The organism is Flaviaesturariibacter aridisoli (genome assembly GCF_004343705.1).
Classification (GTDB): Bacteria; Bacteroidota; Bacteroidia; order Chitinophagales; family Chitinophagaceae; genus Flavisolibacter; species Flavisolibacter aridisoli.
Genome location: NZ_SKFH01000006.1, coordinates 1 through 17,256, shown reverse-complemented (window position 1 = coordinate 17,256; position 17,256 = coordinate 1). Strand labels below are relative to the sequence as shown.

The window sequence follows — 17,256 nt, the reverse complement described above, 5'->3', positions numbered from 1 at the left end:
GCAAGTTTTTCGTGTTACCGTATTTGCTGCACGAGGGCGAGCGCCTGTGCGGCGGCGTCCCGGATGCGGTCCCTGTCGGGGTTGTCCATCAGTTCTTTCGACAGCAGCTTGCTGCCCATGCCCACGCCGGAAGCGCCGGCCCTGAACCAGCCTTCGAGGTTGGCGGTTTCGGCTTCCACGCCGCCCGTTACCAGGAAGCGCAGGCCGGGGAAGAGGTCGCGCACGGCCGAAATAAAGGCCGGCCCGAGCACGTTGCCCGGGAAGATCTTCACCACCTGCGCACCTGCGTTCTCGGCATCGGCGATCTCGGTGGGCGTCATGCAGCCCGGGATCCACGGCTTGCCCGCAGCAGCGGCCAAAGCACCTACCCCGGTGTTTACCGAGGGGGCGATGAGAAAGTCGGCACCGAGGTCGAGGTACTGGCGGGCCTGGTCATCGTTCTTGATGGTGCCGATGCCCAGCTGCAATCCGTCGAGCCCGTCGGCCGTTGCGCGCAGCGCCTTGAAGTTGGCCGGGGCCGCAGGACCGCGGTTGGTGTATTCCACGTAGCGGATGCCGCCGGCATAAAGGCCTTCGAGCACCGCCACGCTGGTGTTCGCACACTCGTGGTACCACAGCGGCAGCAGCCGCTGCGCGAGCAGTCCGGACAACAACGGATCGTTAGTAGACATAATTGTTATGAGCTTTGGTGATCTCCTCCACCGACGAAGTGGTGGCGTCGCCATAGATGAATAATTTGTTGAAGGCGGCGGCGGCGGCGAAGTCGATCACTTCCTGCGGCCACCAGTTCTGGCAGTTGCCGTAGATCAGGCCCGCCATGAACGTATCGCCGCTGCCCACTTTGTCCACGATCGTTGCGGCCTGCTGTTCGGGCGACACGTAAGAAGCATTCCCATCGTAAAGCGTGGCGTAGTAGCGGATGCCACCCTCGCCCGCATCGAAGCGGAAGGTGTTGGCCACCTGGCGGCAGCGCGGGTAGCGGCGCAGGATCTCACCGGAGCTTTGCCAGGATTGCTCCAGGCAGGCTTCCTTCGCATCCACCAGGCTGGCGGGTACGGGGATGCCAAGCATTTGCTGCTCGGCCCAGATGTTGCCCATCACTACATCGCAGTGTTGCACCAGCTCGGGCATCACGTCGATGGGCTGCTTACCGTATTGCCACAGCTTTGCGCGGTAATTGAGATCTACGGACACGGTGATACCGCGGCGGGAGGCGGCCATGGCGGCTTCGAGACATACGGTGGCGGCCTGTGCATTGAGGGCCGGCGAGATGGCGCTGAAATGAAACCAGTGCACGTCGGCAAACACTTCGTCCCAGTTGATCTCACCGGGTGCGAGGTTCCAGAACGACGAATAGGCGCGGTCGTAGATGACGCCGGCGGCCTTCATATCGGCACCCTGCGGCAGGTAGTACGTGCCGATGCGTTCGCCCGAGCGGCGGATCGCCGACACGTCGATGCCCTGCTCGCGTACGAACGAGATCACTTCGTCGGCAAGGCCGTGGGCGGGCAGTGCGGTGCAATAACCTACCGGCAGCCCCCAGCGGGCCAGGGCGCGGGCCACATTGAGCTCGGCGCCCCCTATGTATACCGGCATCTGGTGCTCCGCGATCCACGCGCCATTGAGGCGCGGCGACAGGCGCAGCAGCAGTTCACCGAAGCAAATAACCTTTTTCATGTCGCTCAATTTCGGACAATTCAGCCGTTCGTCACCGGCAACGTTACCGGAGCGGATGCCTCTTTCCAGTTAAAATAATTCGAGGCGTTGTTGTAACAGATGTCGCGGATAACCTGGCCGGTCCAATCGATATCGGCCGGCAGCTCGCCGTTTTCGATCTCTTCGCCGAACATATTGCACAGGAGGCGGCGGAAGTATTCGTGGCGCGGGTACGAGAGGAACGAGCGGCTATCGGTGAGCATGCCCACAAAGCGGCTCAGGAGGCCCATGTTCGACAGGGCGTTGATCTGCCTCGTCATGCCGTCCTTCTGATCGAGGAACCACCAACCCGACCCGTACTGGATCTTGCCGGCCACGGAGCCGTCGTTGAAGTTGCCGATCATCGTGGCCATCATTTCATTGTCGGCCGGGTTGAGGTTGTAGAGGATCGTCTTGGCCAGCTGGTCTTTCTCGTCGAGGCGGGCGAGGAAGGTGGCCAGCGCGCGGCCTTGTGAGAAGTCGCCGATGGAGTCCCAGCCGGTGTCGGGGCCGAGGCGGCGCATCATCCGCAGGTTGTTGTTGCGCAGGGCGCCGAGATGGTATTGCTGCACCCAGCCTTTTTCCCAATCCCAGACGGCGAAGATCTCGAGCATCGCCGATTTGAACTTGAGGTTTTCGAGCGCCGACAGCTCGCCGCCGGAGCGGATTTTGGAGAAGATGCCGCGCACTTCGCTTTCGCTCCAGGGCTCGGCGTAGATCTGCTCCAGGCCGTGGTCCGACACGGAGCAACCCATCGTGGCAAAGAAGTCGTGGCGCGATTTCAGCGCAGCGAGGTAATCGTTGAAAGAAGAGATCGACAGGTTGGTCACCGCCTCCAGTTTGCCCAGGTAGTCATTGAACGTAGCAACATGGTCTACGTTCATGGCCTTGTCGGGACGAAAGGCCGGCAGGATGCGGGTTTCAAAGCCGTCGGCCTTGATTTGTGCATGATGCTCCAGCGTGTCGATGGGGTCATCGGTGGTGCACACCACTTTGACGTTCATCTTGCGGAGCAGGCCGCGTACGGAATACTCCGGTGTTTGCAGCTTAGCCGAGCACTCTTCGTAGATGCGTCCCGCCGTGCCGGGATTCAGGATGTCCTGCACGCTAAAATAGCGCTGAAGTTCGAGGTGCGTCCAGTGGTAGAGCGGGTTGCGCAGTGTATAAGGAACGGTTTCCGCCCACTTCTGGAACTTTTCAAAGTCGGGTGCATCGCCGGTGCAGTAGCGCTCGTTGATGCCGTTGGTGCGCATCGCGCGCCACTTGTAGTGGTCGCCGTAAAGCCATACCTGCGTGAGGTTGGCGAAGTTGCCATCGGCCGCGATCTGGTCGGGCGGCAGGTGACAATGGTAGTCGATGATGGGCATCGGCGCGGCGAACTCGTGGTAGAGGAGCTCCGCCGTTTTGTTATTCAGGAGAAAGTTTTCGTCGAGAAACTGTTTCATAGCAAGTTGATGGGAGTTTATAACGACACGCCCCGCTTCCATGGGATGAAGTCGTCCTGGTTTAGGATTACAGCTTTAGGATGCACCTCGCCGGAGGCGGCGCGGATGCAGTATTCGAGGATCTCCTCTCCCATCTCTTCGATGGTTTTTTCGCCGGAGATCACCGGGCCGGTGTCGATGTCGATAATGTCTTTCATGCGGGCCGCCAGCTTGGAGTTGGTGGCCACCTTGATGGTGGGGCACACGGGGTTGCCCGTGGGCGTGCCGAGACCGGTGGTAAACAGAATGAGCGTTGCGCCTGAAGCGGCCTTGCCCGTAGTGGCCTCCACGTCGTTGCCGGGGGTGCACACGAGGTTCAGGCCCGGCTTCACGGCGGGCTCTGTATAGTCCAGAACATCTACAACCGGCGAGGTACCGCCCTTGCGGGCCGCGCCGGCACTTTTAATGGCGTCGGTAATGAGGCCATCCTTGATGTTGCCGGGCGAAGGATTCATATGAAAGCCCGATCCTACGGCGGTTACGATCTCTTCGTAACGCTTCATCAGGTGTATGAACTTGCGGGCGATGGGCTCGTTCACCGATCGGTCTACGAGCTCCTGCTCCACGCCGCAAAGCTCGGGAAATTCGGCCAGCAGCACTTTGGCGCCCAGGGCTACGAGCAGATCGGAGCAGTAGCCCACTGCGGGGTTGGCCGAGATGCCGCTGAAGCCGTCGGAGCCGCCGCACTTTACACCGACGGTAAGTTCCGTCAGCGGGGCAGGCTGCCGCTCGATCTTGTTGATCTCCACAAGCCCTTCAAAGGTTTTGCGGATCGCGTCGGCGATCATTTGTTCTTCACTCTGCGACTGCTGCTGCTCGAAAATATACAGCGGTTTGCTGAACGAAGGATTGCGTTCTTTGAGGTCGTTAAGAAAGTCGTTCGACTGCAGGTTCTGGCACCCGAGGCTCAGCACGGTGATGCCGCCCACGTTGGGATGATCGGCATAGGCCGCCAGCAGTTTGCTCAGGATGGCTGCATCCTGGCGGATGCCGCCGCAGCCGCCCTGGTGGTTGAGGAACTTGATGCCGTCGACGTTGCGGAAAACACGCGGCCCCTCCCCGACCCTCCCCGAAGGGGAGGGAGCAAGATCCAACCCGGACAAGTCTTCGCCCTTGTTATAGGCCTCTACCAGGGCACGGGCATACTGCTTGTACTTCGCCGTCACGGCGTAGCCCAGCTCGTTGTGCAGGGCTTCGCGGATAACGTCGAGGTTGCGGTTCTCGCAAAACACGGTGGGGATGAACAGCCAGTAGTTGGCGGTGCCCACGCGCCCGTCGGCGCGGTGGTAGCCGTTGAAGGTGCGGCCCGCGAATTTCGACACGTCGGGCGCCTTCCATTCGTATTGAACACCGCGGTAATCGTAAGGATCGGCGGCGTGCTTTGTATTCTCAGTGCTCATACGGGCACCAGCGGGAATGGCGTATTGCGCCTTGCCCACCAGCACGCCGTACATGATCACGGCGTCGCCGGCCTGCATATCCTGCATAAAGAACTTGTGCTTGGCGGGGATATCGTCCACCAGCGTATAAGCCGTTCCGTCATAGGAAACCCGCTCGCCGCGGGAGAGATCCTGCAGCGCTACGAGCACATTGTCGGCACGATGAACTTTCAACACACGGGCACTCATGCTACGTTCACTTTTTTAATGGGTTGGGCCTCCAGCGACTCGCGGACGCCGTTGTGGAGGATGGAATTCAGCTTGTCGGTCACGGCATCGGCAAAGCCGGGAAGGTCATACAGCGACACACCCCAGAAGGAGTCGCGCAGTACGTCGCGCACCAGCGCGGGGACGGAGAGGCCCGCCCAGCGGCGGAAGAATACCGGCGCCTGGTCGTCCTGGATGTGGTAGCGCTCGCCGGCGAGCTCGCCATAGTATTTGCCGTCGATCAGTTCCACCGCCTTCATAAAGCGCAGGTATGCGGCAAAGCCGAGCGTCATCAGTTCGGGCACCGATCCCTGCCGGCGGTAGTGTTCCCGCAGCAGTGGCAGGCAACGCATCTTCATCTTCGAGCTGTAGTTCATCGTGATCGACAGCCATTGGTGCTTCAGGAAAGGGTTGGCGAAGCGGTCCAGCACCTTGCGGCCAAAGTCCGCGGCCAGCGCGGGATCCAGGTTGTAAGGAATGGCCGGCGCGATCTCCACCTGCATCAGGTCGGCGATAAAGGTGGCCACAGCCTCGTCGTCCATCGCTTCCTTCACCGTTTCGCAGCCCGCCAGGAAGGCGAGGCCGCAGCTCAGGGTGTGGGTGCCGTTGAGCACGCGCAGCTTCAACTCGCGGTATACACCAATATCGGGGGTGATCACCACACCGGCGTCGGCGCCGGAAAAGCTCAGTACGGAGCGCACGTGTTCATCGCCCTCGATGGCCCACAGTCGGTATACTTCAGCCACGGTGAGCAGCTTGTCGCTGTAGCCGGTGGCTTCCTGTAGCTGGGCGCTGTCGGCTGCTTCGGGGCGGCCGGGCACGATGCGGTCCACGAGCGAATTGCAAAAATGATTATTGGTTTCCAGCCATTCGATGAACGTATCCTCGAGGCCATTGAGGTGCGCGAGCTCCAGCACGATCGACTGCAGCTTCGACCCGTTGTCGGGAATAAGCTCGGTGGGCACGATCACCATTCCGCTGACGGCCGAGCCCTCGAAGGCGCGGAAGCGCTCGTACAAAAAGGCCAGCAGCTTGCCGGGAAAAGACTTCGGCGGGTGGTGGCGGATATCGTCCTGCACGAGCTCGATGCCGACCTCGGTGGTGTTGGAAATGATGATCTGCATGTCGGCGTTGTGGGCGCATTCCAGGATCTCCTCCCACTGTTCGCCGGCGCTGAGCACGCGGCTGATGGAGGCGTTCACCTGGAGCTCGTCGACCTTGCGGCCGTCTTCGAAGCCGCGGATGCAGAGCGTGTAGAGACCGTCCTGACGGTCGAAGTCGCGCGTATCGCCGTGGGTGGTCGACTTGACCACCACTACGCGGCCGTTGAACAGCCCGGCGCGGTTGGCCTTGTCGATAAAGTAATCCGGCAGGCCGCGGAGCAACACGCCGGTCCCGAACTGCAGCACTTTCTCGGGCAATTCAAAGATCGCCTCATCGGGCACGCTTGCCACGTCGCCGGGAATGTTTTTGAGTGTATAGCGGGAAAGGATCATACTAGGTGGATTAGGGAGTGGTTTGTTGAAGCGGGTTCCAGGTATCGCCGAACAGCCAGCGCACTGTCACCTCGGAAGGTTTCGTGACCCGGCCGTCCTGCTGCATATTATCCGCGAACCAGGCAAAGTCGCCGCCGTTGCGATGGCAGCCGCTGTAATACACGCGGCGGCCCCACTGCAGCACATTGGCCGTTTTGACCTGGTAGAGATCCGTGTCGCTCATCGCTTCCGAAAACCGGCAGTCGACGAGGTAGAATTGGGCGTCTTTGTGATAGCGTCCCAGCTTGAATCCCGGGTAGCCATCGAAGCGGCAACCTTTCAATACGGTCTTGAAGGATGCGTTGCCCGAGCCGTCGTGCCAGATGGCTGCCGGCCCGGTGTTGGCGAAGAAGCTGCAGTTCTCCGCCCAGGCCCAGCCGCGCGGGCAATAGAAGTCCACGCCGCCTTCCATCAGGCAGTCCTTGAAGTAGAACATGCCGTTCTCGAGGTTCCAGGGGCTGACGGTGTCGCCGGCCCAGGCACGGAAGCGGCAATTGAGGGCGCGCAGGCGCGTTGCCTTCATGCTGCGCAGCGCCATCTGGTGGCCGTCTTTTGTGATCACCTTTTCGTGCGTTACCGAATCGGCGGCGCAGGCCACGGTGCGGGGCGCCTTCTGGTTGAAGCCGTACTCGTTGGCCACCGTCAGGTTTTGCAGCGTGAGGTCATTCCCATTGAGGTTCATCGTAGCCACGCCCCAGTCGTCGGGGTGGTCGCAGCGCCACTCGTCGCGGGCAATGTCTTGGGTGATCACGGTACCGTCACGGTCCTCGCCGAGCAGCATGATGTTGTGCTTGCTGATGAACAGCTTCTCTCTGTAAACACCGCGGGCGATGCGGATAACGCGCGGCGCGGCCGCCGAATCGGGCAGGCTGTTGATCGCCTCCTGGATGGAATGGAAATCGGCCTTGCTGCCCGGAAGAGCAACCGTAATACTACGGTGCTGCGCCGCGCAACCGGTGGCCGAAGCGAGCAGTACTGCCCCCAATGCTATGGATGCGAAGCGCTTCATGGCAGGTCGTTGCGTTTTTTCCATTCGTGGTACTTCTTCCCGAGCAGCTCTTTGGGCCAGGTGCCATACCAGCCGTAGCCGGTGCGGCGCTCGTATTCGATCTGCGTCAACTCCCACTTCTTCACGCCGTCGCGGCCGCTGAAGAAGGGGCGATTGGAATCAATGTCGTAAAAACGGGCCCAGATAACCGCGCCGGTATCGGGCTGCGGCAAGCGGTCGAACCCTTTGGGACTGCCCGGCGCCGGCACGTCGCCGTAGCTGTAGCCATCGATGCGGCTGCGCTGGAACCAGGCAACGGCGCTTTCAATTGCCGTCCGCACCCCGGCCGAAGGCTTTTCCTGCTTCATCAGGAATTCAACGATACCCACGCTTTCGGAGCCGCTCAGCGACACGAGCTCGAAGGCACGCGCTTTTACCGGTGACAGCGTATACTTGTCGTGCTGGGCGCACCAAACCGTCAGCTGGCCGTTTACCCGCACCTGCGTTTTCAGGATGCAGGCAATGCCGCGGTCCACGGCCTTCTGCGCGGGAGCAACCAGCCGCGGGTCCATCAGCTCGAAACCGTTTTGCCGGTGTGCCACGTCCCACAATACGTTGAGCGCGTTCACCATCGCGTTGTCGTTATACGTGATCTGCTTGCGGTAGCCGCTGGTGTCGGGCCAGAACTGCGGGAAGCCCCCGTTGGCATACTGCATGGCCAGCAGGTAACGCAGGCCGGATTCGGCGGCATCGATATAGGCTTTGTTGCCATGGCGGATGAACGCTTTCAGCAGGTAGCGGATCTCTTTGGTGGTCGCCCCATTGTCGATGGTGGCGTCGTTGCGGCCTTTGTCGTCCAGCAAGCCGGCGCGCTCGTTGTCGCTGATGGACTTGCTGTAATCGATCTTTACCTCGCCGATATGCTTCGGCCAGCCGCCCACGGAGCGCTGGTACAGCAGCATGTTGTCGGCCAGGGAATCCTGGGCGTTCAGTAAGGATGCCGAAAACAGCAAACCCGCCAGCATCATATGGTGCAGCCGGGTGCTCATTTGGAATATTTTTCGGTGAGCCAGAGAACGAGGTCAATGGCGGCAACGTAGTTATCGTATCCCGGCGGCAGCTTGCGGCCATCGGTGTATTCGTTGTACAGCCAGGGATCGCCGAGCGCAAGCACGCGGCCTTTCCCGTAGCGGGCCAGGGCCATGATGGCCTTGCCCTCTTTTTGAAGCAAGACGGTGGCTGGTGCTGTTACGTCGAGCGTAGCCAACTCCTTTATGTACAGGTTGCGCGCCCTCGGAAAAACCGGGTTGCCCGGCGCCACCGTCACCGAACCTTGCTCAAACTGGTCTTTCTGCACCAGGTTGAAATGGTCTTCGTTGAAGCGGATGCCGAATTTCGACGCCAGGATGTTGAAGCGCTGCAGCTCGCAGTTGCCGGCATCGTTGCCCAGCAGCATGAGCGTGCCGCCATTCTTGACCCACTGCGCGATGGCCGTAGCCGCCGTATCGTTCATGTAGTGCGGATCCGCCGTTTCCTTTTCGGTATCGGGATCCACGATCACGTATACCGAGGCGCCCTTCAGGTTTTGCGTCGTGGGCGCCACCCCGAGCGACGCGGTGCGGAAGCCATTGTAGCGAAACAGGTCGCCGAGGAATGAAAAGCCGCTGTTGCTGCGGTCTTCCCAGGTATAGTGAAAGCGCTGCGGCTTACCGTTGTATCCTTTTTTCCATTCGTTGTTGAACCAGTAGTCGAGCAGCACAGTGCCGCCGGTGCCGGGGCGTGCGGCGGAAAGCAAGGCCATCTCGTTGGCCATGTTGATGAAGGCGCCGACACCTTTGGGGTCGTTCACGATCACCGGCTCGCTCATATAGTAAGCGAAAGATCCGTCACGGTAGGGATTCCCACCGAGGCCCGACACGGCTACCGTTCCTTTCAGATCGGTGCGCCCGTTTTCGGTGCTGATAAAATGACGGATGATCCCTGCATAGCCTTTTTGGGCGGCAGCCGTATACCTGCGCGGCAGGTAGCCCAGGCGAACGCCCTTGGCCAGCGTATACACCAGCATAGAAGAAGCGGATGCTTCGAGGTAGTTCCCTGGTTCCTTCGGCAGGTTCGGCACATCGTACCACGCACCGCTCGTATCCTGCACGTTCACCACCGCAGCGGCAAAGCGGTTGAGGATAGCGATCAGCGAATCGCGGCCGGGATGTTTTTCGGGGTAGCATTCGAGCGCGTCTACCAGCGCCATTCCGTACCAGCCAAGGGCGCGCCCCCATACGTGGGGCGAGCGGCCGGTGATTTGGTCCGCCCACTTCTGCTGGCGCGTTTCGTCCCAGCCGTGGTACAGCAATCCCGTCTTCGGGTCGCGGGCATGGCCTTCGATGAGGACAAATTGGCGGGTGATATCGTTGAAGGCCGCTTCATTGCCGGTAGCCTGCGCATACTGCGCATAAAAGGGCTGCCCCATGTAGAGGCCGTCGAGCCACACCTGGCCGGGATACACCTTCTTGTGCCAGAAGGAACCTTCCGAAGTGCGGGGATGCGTGGCGATCTGGTGGAAAAGGTTTTCCGCGGCCTGGCGGTACTTCTCCTGGCCGGTTACCTGCCAGAGCGTGAGCAGCACCTTTCCGTTGTTGAGGTGGTCGATGTTGTATTCATCGGGCTTGTAGCCGCGGATGCTGCCATCGGGCTGCACGAACACGTCCATGCTGCGCTGCATATAGCGGAACCACTTGCCGTCGCCGGTCCTGCGCCAAAGACCTTCCACGCCCTTGAGCACCACGCCCTGGTCGTAGCGCCACTTGGCGGCTTTGTCGCCGGGCAGCAGCATCGAGTCGGGCCACAGGCTCATAGCCGTCCCGGCAAGCGCGGCGGCCTGTGCGGCAGGAGCCTGCGCGCGGGCGGCGGTGCCGAGCAAGAGCAATGCAATCGTCCAAACGTGTTTCATGCGCACAGGGCGGTTTTAATTCCAGGTCACCACGCCGGGGCGGGCTCCGTAGGACAGTTCAAGATCCTTCGTGGCTGCTGCCTTGTCGGTAGCGCTGACCGTGATGCGGTCGCTTTTCTCTCCACTGACGTTGAGCAGCAGTTCGGCCTTTTCGTATTGAATTCCCTTGAGGGAAATATCCTGGCTGTTGTGGATGTTGAGCACGGGGTTCAGCTCGCGGGTGATGAACCGCACGTTGTTGATGCTGATGCCGGAGCCCTCGGTCATGTCGAGTCCCTTGCGGGCTTCGAGCACCATGTTTTCGAGCACCACGTCCTTGATGGCCATCTCGGGCAGGCCGCGTACGAAGATGCCTTTCTCGGCGCCGTTGCACACCACACCGTTGATGCGGAAGTTGCGGAACTGCGGCGTTTCTTCGGTAACAGGCTTCATTTCCACCACCGGCGGTTTGCGCTCTTCGCCGGCCAGCGGCACCGGGTCCTGCGCGGCATAGTACATGTCGAACAGGATGGCTTCGCCCACGATGTCTTTCATCACCGTATTGGTCACGTAGATGTTCTCCACGATGCCGCCCCGGCCGCGCGTGGATTTGAAGCGCAGGCCGATGTCGGTGCCGATAAAGGTGTTGTTGTCCACCCAGATGTTGCGCGCGCCGCCGCTCATCTCGGAGCCGATCACGAATCCACCGTGGGCGTGGTAGACCGTATTATTACGGGCGAGGAGGTTTTCGGTAGGCATGCCGCGCTTGCGGCCGGCGGCGTCGCGGCCCGATTTGATGCAGATACCGTCATCGCCGACGTCGAAGGTGCTGTTCTCGATGAGCACATTCTTGCAGCTCTCTACGTCGATGCCGTCGCCGTTCTGCGCGTACCAGGGGTTCTTCACATACACACTGCGCACCACCAGGTTCTCGCACATCAGCGGATGAAGGCCCCAGGCGGGCGAGTTCTGAAAGGTGACACCTTGCAGCAGTACGTTCCTGCAACGCGAGAACACAAGCAGGTTCGGACGCAGGAAGTCTTTGACGGAGGCGTAGAATTCAGGGGTTTTGCCGGCTTCGATGACGCCGGGGTTTTTCAAGGCGGCACCGGCCTTGCTTTTGGCAGACGGGTACCAGGTCTTTTTATCATCACTCAGCACACCGCCCGAAGCCACGAGGCGGCGCCATTGCGATTCGGTGAGCTTGTCTTTTTTGACCATGCGCCAGGCGTCGCCGTTGCCGTCGATGACGCCGAAGCCGGTGATGGCGATGTTTACGGCGTTCTGCGCACTAAGCGGCGACTGGTTGCGCATCTGCGGGCCACCCTCCCACTCGCCTTCCACCAGCGGGTACTGGTCGAAGTCGGAAGTGAACTGCAGCAGGGCGCCCTTGGCGAGGTGGAGGTTGACATTGCTCCGGAGTGTTACGGGACCGGTGAGCCAGAAGCCCGAAGGCACAAGCACTACGCCGCCGCCCTTGCGGCTCTGGGCGGCGATGGCTTCGTTGATGGCCTTCGTGTTCAGTAACTGACCGTCGGCCCTGGCGCCGAAACGGGTAATGCGCACGGTATCCTTCCGGAAAACGGGGTCTTTCACCACCACCGGCATGCGCCCGTCGGCCTTCACCTTTGCGGAGACGGATCCTTTCTGGGCGAGCAGGGAAGCAGAGAATAGCAAGCTGGTGATGAAAAGTATATGTTTCATAGAATTTGATAAGTAAAAGGCAGTATAGGGAACTATGCCGCCGGAATAACGATTGCTTGCATCAATAGCCTCAGGTTTGAGAACGGTTGATTGCACAACAAGTCTACTTGAATTGGGCCTAAGCGCAAGAAGTTGAAAAGGCTTTTTTTACGCAATCGTTACCGAAAACGTTTCCGGGACGAAGAAGGTCCCGCGCCAGAGCCCTCCCTGGCCGAAGACCGCGTCGCGGCGCGGTTTTCCCCGGATGTGGTATTGCGGTCAAAATGCTGTTCAAAGAGGTACGCGGCAACCATTTTCCGCGCTGCGCTCCGCGGCCTCGAGCACGCGGATCACATCGAGCCCTTCGGCGCCCGTTACCGGCAGTGCGGCTCCTTCGCGGAGCGCCTGGCAGATGCCGTCGAAGTACGCGGTGTAGTCGCCCGGCTCGGTGGGTACGGTGCGGCGCCATGCTTCGTCGGCGGCACCCGTGTAAAGAATGCCCTGCGCTGCTTCGGGCTCAAGGCCCCAGCCTGAGCCACCGGGCGTTGCGCCCGCCAGCAGGGCCGCTTCCTGAACATCCGCCCTTGCCTTCAGAAAGGTGCCTTCTGTACCGAACAACTGGAATGCGGGCAGCGGCTCACGCACGAAATAGCCGGCATGAAGCCGCACGCGCAAGCGCGGGTAGAACAGCAGCAGGTCCATGTCGTCGGGCACCTGCGAGCCAGCGCGCAGGCGACGGAGCGAGGCGAATACCGATTGCGGCAGCCCGAACAGGTGCAGCGCCGCATCAATGATGTGCGGCCCCAGGTCGTAGTGCACGCCCACACCAGGCCTGGCGGTTTCTTTGTGTTCCTTCACGCTGAGCGCGGGATTGTATCGGTCGAAATGAAACGCGGCTTCCACCACTTCGCCCAACAATCCTTCGCGTAACACACGCTGCGCGGTGCGGAAGTCGCTGTCCCAGCGCCGGTTCTGGTACACAGAAAGCTGGAGCCCGCGGGCATGGGCGAGTTGCAGCAGCTCCGCTCCTTCCGCAACCGAAGCAACGAACGGCTTTTCCACGATCACGTGTTTGCCGGCCTGCAAGGCCGCCCGCGCATATTCATAGTGCGTGTGATTGGGCGTGTTGACCACCACGAGCTCGATGTGCTCATCTTCGAGCAGGTGCTCGAGCGACGCGTAAGAACGAATGCCGGGGTAGCGGCTTTCCGCCTCCTTGCGGCTGCGTTCCCACACCGCTACCAGTGCAAAGCCTGGATGCCGGTGCAGGAAAGGTGCATGAAATACTTTTCCGGAAAGTCCGAACGAAAGAAGTGCGGTGCGTATGGGGTTCAAGGGAGAAAAAGTTTGGGGTTTGAAGTTTAGGGTTTCCAGTTAAGGTCTCAAAGCTAAATCCAACCGCAAACTACCAACCAGAAACTACAAACTTTCCAGGCGGAACCAATCCACATCCAGGTAACCGGCGTCATTGGTACTGCTGGGGCGTACGCAAAACAAACCCAGCTTGGCGCCTTTCCAGCGGCCGGGCTGTGCGACGAAGAGCTGCGGCCATTCGGTGAAGTGCGTTCCGTCGGTGCTCCAACTGAAGCGGCATCGCGCGCCGGCGGCGACCGTCACCCGTAGATATACGTTCGCAGGCAGGCCCGTGGCCAACACGGTGCTTTGCTCCGCCCCGCCTTTGTCGGCATCGGGACAGTGCAGGCCGAGCAGGCGCAGGCCGATGCTGTCGCGTTGCAACGCAAGCCCGGCATAAGCAAGTCCCATCACCGAAAGCCCGGCGCGCTCCTGCAGTTTGGCGTTTGGATGAAAGGTCACTTGGGTGGTGGCGGTAAAGGATTCGGCAGGGAACTTCTGCTGCAGCACATTTGCGGCGCCCCAGAGGTTGCGCGCACTGTCCGGCAACACATCGGAAAAAAGGCGCAGTACGCCCGAGGCCGCGTCGGCAAAGGCCCAGGTGGCTTTCGAATTGGCGGGCCATTGCCACTGCCTGCCGATGCGGGTGCTATTGAACTCATCGCTTTCCGGCGGTGTTGCTTTTGGCCAGTTGCGGCCGACGTTGGGCTTACGAAAGCGCAGTACCGGAACGCCCTTGCCGCTCCCTGCGGAATCGACGCCGATCACGGGCCATCCCGAATTCCAGCGCATTGGCTGGAGGTGCAGCACGCGGCCGTATGCCTCCTTGTCCTGGAAGTGCAGGAACCAGTCCTCTCCTCCCTGCGTGCGCACCCAGGCGCCCTGGTGCGGCCCGTTGATGGGCGTACTGCCCTGGCCCATCACCACTTTGCGCTCGTAGGGACCGTAGATATTTTTCGAGCGCAGCACGAGCTGCCAGCCGGTCGAAACGCCGCCGGCAGGCGCAAAGATGTAGTACCAGCCCTCGCGCTTGTACAGCTTAGGTCCCTCGATGGTGGGATCGGTGGCATGACCATCGTACACAAGCACGCCCTCATCCAGCGTGCGGGTGCCGTCGGGGCTGAGGCGACGTAAAACCAGCACGCTCTTAATGCCCGCACGGCTGCCGGCGTAGGCGTGCACGAGGTAGGCCTGGCCGTCGTCGTCCCAAAGTGGACAGGGATCAATGAGGCCTTTACCTGCGGCTACCAACACCGGTGCGCTCCAGGGCCCTTCAACCTTCTTCGCCTTGAGCAGGAAAATGCCGAAGTCGGGATCGGGATAATATAGGTAAAACTCACCCTTGTGATAACGGAGCGAAGGCGCCCATACACCGCAGCCGTGGCGGGGTACAGCAAAATGCGCCGCCGGGTCCAGCCGCGGCAACGCGTGCCCGATGAGGCGCCAGTTTACGAGGTCTTTAGAATGCAATATCGGCAGACCGGGGATGTCCTCGAAAGATGAAGCCGTCAGGTAGTAATCATCCCCCACGCGGATCGCATCCGGATCGGAATAATCCGCATGCAGCACCGGGTTGATGTAAGTGCCGTCCCCCTGGTCCGAAACCCAGGTCCTGGAAAGCGACTCCTGCGCCTGCGAAGTGCCCAGTAGAAATACGGACAAGATCCAAAGGCTGCCCCTGCGCCAGTAATTCTTTTTTTCCATCACGTATGATTCATTACTCATTGCTCCGGCTCCCAGTCGCCCAGGATCTTTTTCACGGTATACTGGTCAGCCTGTTCCTTCGTCAGCTGCCGTGCCCATGGAACGCGTGCTTCCGGACGTGCGCCGGGACCCGTGCTGCCATACTCGGCATAGCGGGCCGTGGCTTCATTTGCGGGATTCTTCCAGTTGTTCCATCCTTCGGGCACAATGTGGCTTCCCATCCAGCAACGGATGTACGTCACCGATGCGGTCGGGCTCCAGGGGCGGCCCAGGGATACTTTATTGATGTTGGAATCGGCCGTGAGGAGGCAGTCGAGGAACACGAAGCCGTAGGGAATGATGCTGTTGGTGGAAGCGGCTGTTACGTGCGAATTCTTCTTGCTGTGAATGTGGCACTTCCGGAATACGGCCGTCGCCGCCCCAAAAATAAAATCCGTCGTGCCGTCAATTTCGCAGTCACGGAAGTAGTGCTTCACCCCCGAGCCGCTCAGGAAGAGCACATCCTGGAAGCCCGTCATCCGGCAGTTGCGGAAGGCGGCACGGTTGCCCTCTACCCGAAGCGCCACGGCCTGCCCGGCGTTGAACCCGGCGTCGTTGCGGAAGGTAATATTCTGCGCGCGGAAGTCGTTGCCATAGACGAAGGCGGTGGCGCAGGTCCAGGTGTTGAGCGTATCTCCGTTGGGAAGGCGCGTGCCGGCGTGGTTGTTGAAGGTGATGACGGTAGCGTCGCGGTCCTCACCCACCAGGCGCACGAAATTCTTGGTGGCGTCCACGATGATCACTTCAGAGTAAACGCCCTTTTTCAGAAAAATGGTGAGCGGCTTGCTGTTGCCTTCGGGAACGGCGTTGAGCGCGGCCTGCACGGTGCGAAAGCGGCCACTGCCGTCCTGCGCCACCACCCAGTCGCCTTTTTTCTGCGCCGCGGTGGCCAGCGCCGTCAATAGTAGAAATACGGATAAAATCTGTTTCATTGGATAAGTGGTCAGGCTACAAAGGGAACAAAAAAAAGATGCCGGTCCCGGACCGGCATCTTGTATTACTTCTTGATAAACTGCTGGGTAATGCGCTGGCTGCCGTCGTCGAACACCGCGAGGTACATGCCTTGCGGCAGGTCCCACAGGCGGATCACCGTTTCGGCAGATCCGGTCGTGGCGGCGATCGTTTTGATACGCTGGCCGCCAGTGCCGTAGATCGTGATCGTGGCCGCGCGGTGATCGCTCGGGTGCACAAAGTAGATCTGGCTGTAGGCCGGAACCGGGTACAGGGCGTACGCACGGTTGGCCGTGCCCGACGTGCTTCCCGTTACAGCCACATGGAGCACAGCGGTGCCGGCAGTGGCGTGGGTGATGGTACCGTTGTAGATGCCTACGGTGCCGGCGTTGAGCCGTACGCTCACCAGCACCACACCGCCCGTGCCGTTGATCACGATCGGCTGGAACGACCAGGTGCGGCCAGTGTCGATCGAGACCTGGTAGCCCGACGGCGGGGTCACGGTCGTGTTGCCCACCAGCGAAGAGCCCGTCAGCACATAGGTCTGTACGGCAGAGGGTTGGCCGAGCTGCTGCAGGAAGGGCTGCAGTGGCGTGCCGGTAACGGTCAGCGAAGGCGGTGCCACGGCGGTGCCGCTCAGGGTCACGTTGCGGGTAGCGGCGCCCGTGCTGGCATTGCTGATGCTGCCACCGTAGTTGCCGGGTGTTGTTGCGTTGAGGCGCACCGAAACCGTCACGGGCGCGATGATGCCTGCGGCCGGCGTTACCGTGGCCGTTATGGCCCAGGTGCTGCCGCCATCGATCGAGATCTGGTAGCCCGCCGGTGCGGTGATCGTTACGGGAGCCGTCAGGTTTTGTCCCGACAGGGTGTACGATTGCGTGGCGCTCGGGGCGCCGATCGTTTGTGCGAAGCTGTTGAGCGCGGCGCTCACGGTCACCGTGGGCGGCAGCACGGCCACACCCGTTACCGGCACGTTCACCGTGGTAAAGCCGCTGCCGGTGTTGACGATGTTCCCGTTGAAGGTACCGGCCGTAGCGGCGTTGAGGCGCACGCTGATGGCCGTGGTGGCGACGGTGCCCGATGCAGGCGAAAGCGTCAGTGCGGGCGACGAGGTGCTGCTGAACCAGTTGGTGCCCCCGTCAGCCGAGATCTCGTAGCCTGCGGGCGGCACGATCGTCACACTGCTCACGAGGTTGGCGCCCGAGATCGTATAGGTCTGCACGGCCGAAGGCGTGCCCACCGTCTGGCTGAA

At 61.0% G+C, this 17,256-nt stretch carries 13 protein-coding genes; all 13 read right to left on the bottom strand.

The window, feature by feature from the left end:
• Positions 1-14: 14 nt before the first annotated feature.
• Positions 15-671 (bottom strand): bifunctional 4-hydroxy-2-oxoglutarate aldolase/2-dehydro-3-deoxy-phosphogluconate aldolase, encoded by a 657-nt coding sequence (locus E0486_RS05635; RefSeq protein WP_165917205.1) that lies wholly within the window; start codon positions 669-671, stop codon positions 15-17.
• Positions 661-1,677, bottom strand: coding sequence for a sugar kinase (locus tag E0486_RS05630; protein WP_131851171.1), 1,017 nt, complete (start codon positions 1,675-1,677; stop codon positions 661-663). Before E0486_RS05630 ends, E0486_RS05635 begins: the two co-directional genes overlap by 11 nt.
• 20 nt (positions 1,678-1,697) lie before the next feature.
• Positions 1,698-3,140, bottom strand: a complete 1,443-nt coding sequence (gene uxaC / locus E0486_RS05625) for a glucuronate isomerase (protein ID WP_131851170.1) — start codon at positions 3,138-3,140, stop codon at positions 1,698-1,700.
• Positions 3,141-3,157: 17 nt separating this feature from the next.
• Positions 3,158-4,807, bottom strand: a complete 1,650-nt coding sequence (locus E0486_RS05620; protein ID WP_131851169.1) for a UxaA family hydrolase — start codon at positions 4,805-4,807, stop codon at positions 3,158-3,160.
• A complete protein-coding gene (locus E0486_RS05615) occupies positions 4,804-6,321 on the bottom strand; it encodes a tagaturonate reductase (protein ID WP_131851168.1) in 1,518 nt (505 codons plus the stop codon). Before E0486_RS05615 ends, E0486_RS05620 begins: the two co-directional genes overlap by 4 nt.
• Before the next feature lie 10 nt (positions 6,322-6,331).
• On the bottom strand, positions 6,332-7,369 hold the full coding sequence (locus E0486_RS05610) for a pectinesterase family protein (RefSeq protein ID WP_165917204.1): 1,038 nt from the start codon (positions 7,367-7,369) through the stop codon (positions 6,332-6,334).
• On the bottom strand, positions 7,366-8,397 hold the full coding sequence (gene pelA / locus E0486_RS05605; protein WP_207906204.1) for a pectate lyase: 1,032 nt from the start codon (positions 8,395-8,397) through the stop codon (positions 7,366-7,368). Before pelA ends, E0486_RS05610 begins: the two co-directional genes overlap by 4 nt.
• On the bottom strand, positions 8,394-10,295 hold the full coding sequence (locus tag E0486_RS05600) for a DUF4350 domain-containing protein (RefSeq protein WP_131851166.1): 1,902 nt from the start codon (positions 10,293-10,295) through the stop codon (positions 8,394-8,396). Before E0486_RS05600 ends, pelA begins: the two co-directional genes overlap by 4 nt.
• A gap of 15 nt (positions 10,296-10,310) precedes the next feature.
• Positions 10,311-11,978, bottom strand: a complete 1,668-nt coding sequence (locus E0486_RS05595; RefSeq protein WP_131851165.1) for a glycoside hydrolase family 28 protein — start codon at positions 11,976-11,978, stop codon at positions 10,311-10,313.
• Between the two features lie 270 nt (positions 11,979-12,248).
• Entirely contained in the window at positions 12,249-13,292 is a 1,044-nt protein-coding gene (locus tag E0486_RS05590; RefSeq protein WP_131851164.1) for a Gfo/Idh/MocA family oxidoreductase, read from the bottom strand.
• A gap of 84 nt (positions 13,293-13,376) precedes the next feature.
• Positions 13,377-15,014, bottom strand: a complete 1,638-nt coding sequence (locus tag E0486_RS05585; protein ID WP_131851163.1) for a glycoside hydrolase family 43 protein — start codon at positions 15,012-15,014, stop codon at positions 13,377-13,379.
• Positions 15,015-15,031: 17 nt separating this feature from the next.
• Positions 15,032-15,985, bottom strand: a complete 954-nt coding sequence (locus E0486_RS05580) for a pectinesterase family protein (RefSeq protein ID WP_131851162.1) — start codon at positions 15,983-15,985, stop codon at positions 15,032-15,034.
• Between the two features lie 65 nt (positions 15,986-16,050).
• Positions 16,051-17,256: T9SS type A sorting domain-containing protein (locus E0486_RS05575; protein ID WP_131851161.1), on the bottom strand; the 1,206-nt coding region annotated here is incomplete at its 5' end.

Excerpts from the sequence above, each read along its gene's own strand:
- E0486_RS05635 (WP_165917205.1), bottom strand. The coding sequence starts at position 671 with ATGTCTACTAACGATCCGTTGTTGTCCGGACTGCTCGCGCAGCGGCTG.
- E0486_RS05630 (WP_131851171.1), bottom strand. The coding sequence starts at position 1,677 with ATGAAAAAGGTTATTTGCTTCGGTGAACTGCTGCTGCGCCTGTCGCCG.
- uxaC (WP_131851170.1), bottom strand. The coding sequence starts at position 3,140 with ATGAAACAGTTTCTCGACGAAAACTTTCTCCTGAATAACAAAACGGCG.
- E0486_RS05620 (WP_131851169.1), bottom strand. The coding sequence starts at position 4,807 with ATGAGTGCCCGTGTGTTGAAAGTTCATCGTGCCGACAATGTGCTCGTA.
- E0486_RS05615 (WP_131851168.1), bottom strand. The coding sequence starts at position 6,321 with ATGATCCTTTCCCGCTATACACTCAAAAACATTCCCGGCGACGTGGCA.
- E0486_RS05610 (WP_165917204.1), bottom strand. The coding sequence starts at position 7,369 with ATGAAGCGCTTCGCATCCATAGCATTGGGGGCAGTACTGCTCGCTTCG.
- pelA (WP_207906204.1), bottom strand. The coding sequence starts at position 8,397 with ATGAGCACCCGGCTGCACCATATGATGCTGGCGGGTTTGCTGTTTTCG.
- E0486_RS05600 (WP_131851166.1), bottom strand. The coding sequence starts at position 10,295 with ATGAAACACGTTTGGACGATTGCATTGCTCTTGCTCGGCACCGCCGCC.
- E0486_RS05595 (WP_131851165.1), bottom strand. The coding sequence starts at position 11,978 with ATGAAACATATACTTTTCATCACCAGCTTGCTATTCTCTGCTTCCCTG.
- E0486_RS05585 (WP_131851163.1), bottom strand. The coding sequence starts at position 15,014 with ATGGAAAAAAAGAATTACTGGCGCAGGGGCAGCCTTTGGATCTTGTCC.
- E0486_RS05580 (WP_131851162.1), bottom strand. The coding sequence starts at position 15,985 with ATGAAACAGATTTTATCCGTATTTCTACTATTGACGGCGCTGGCCACC.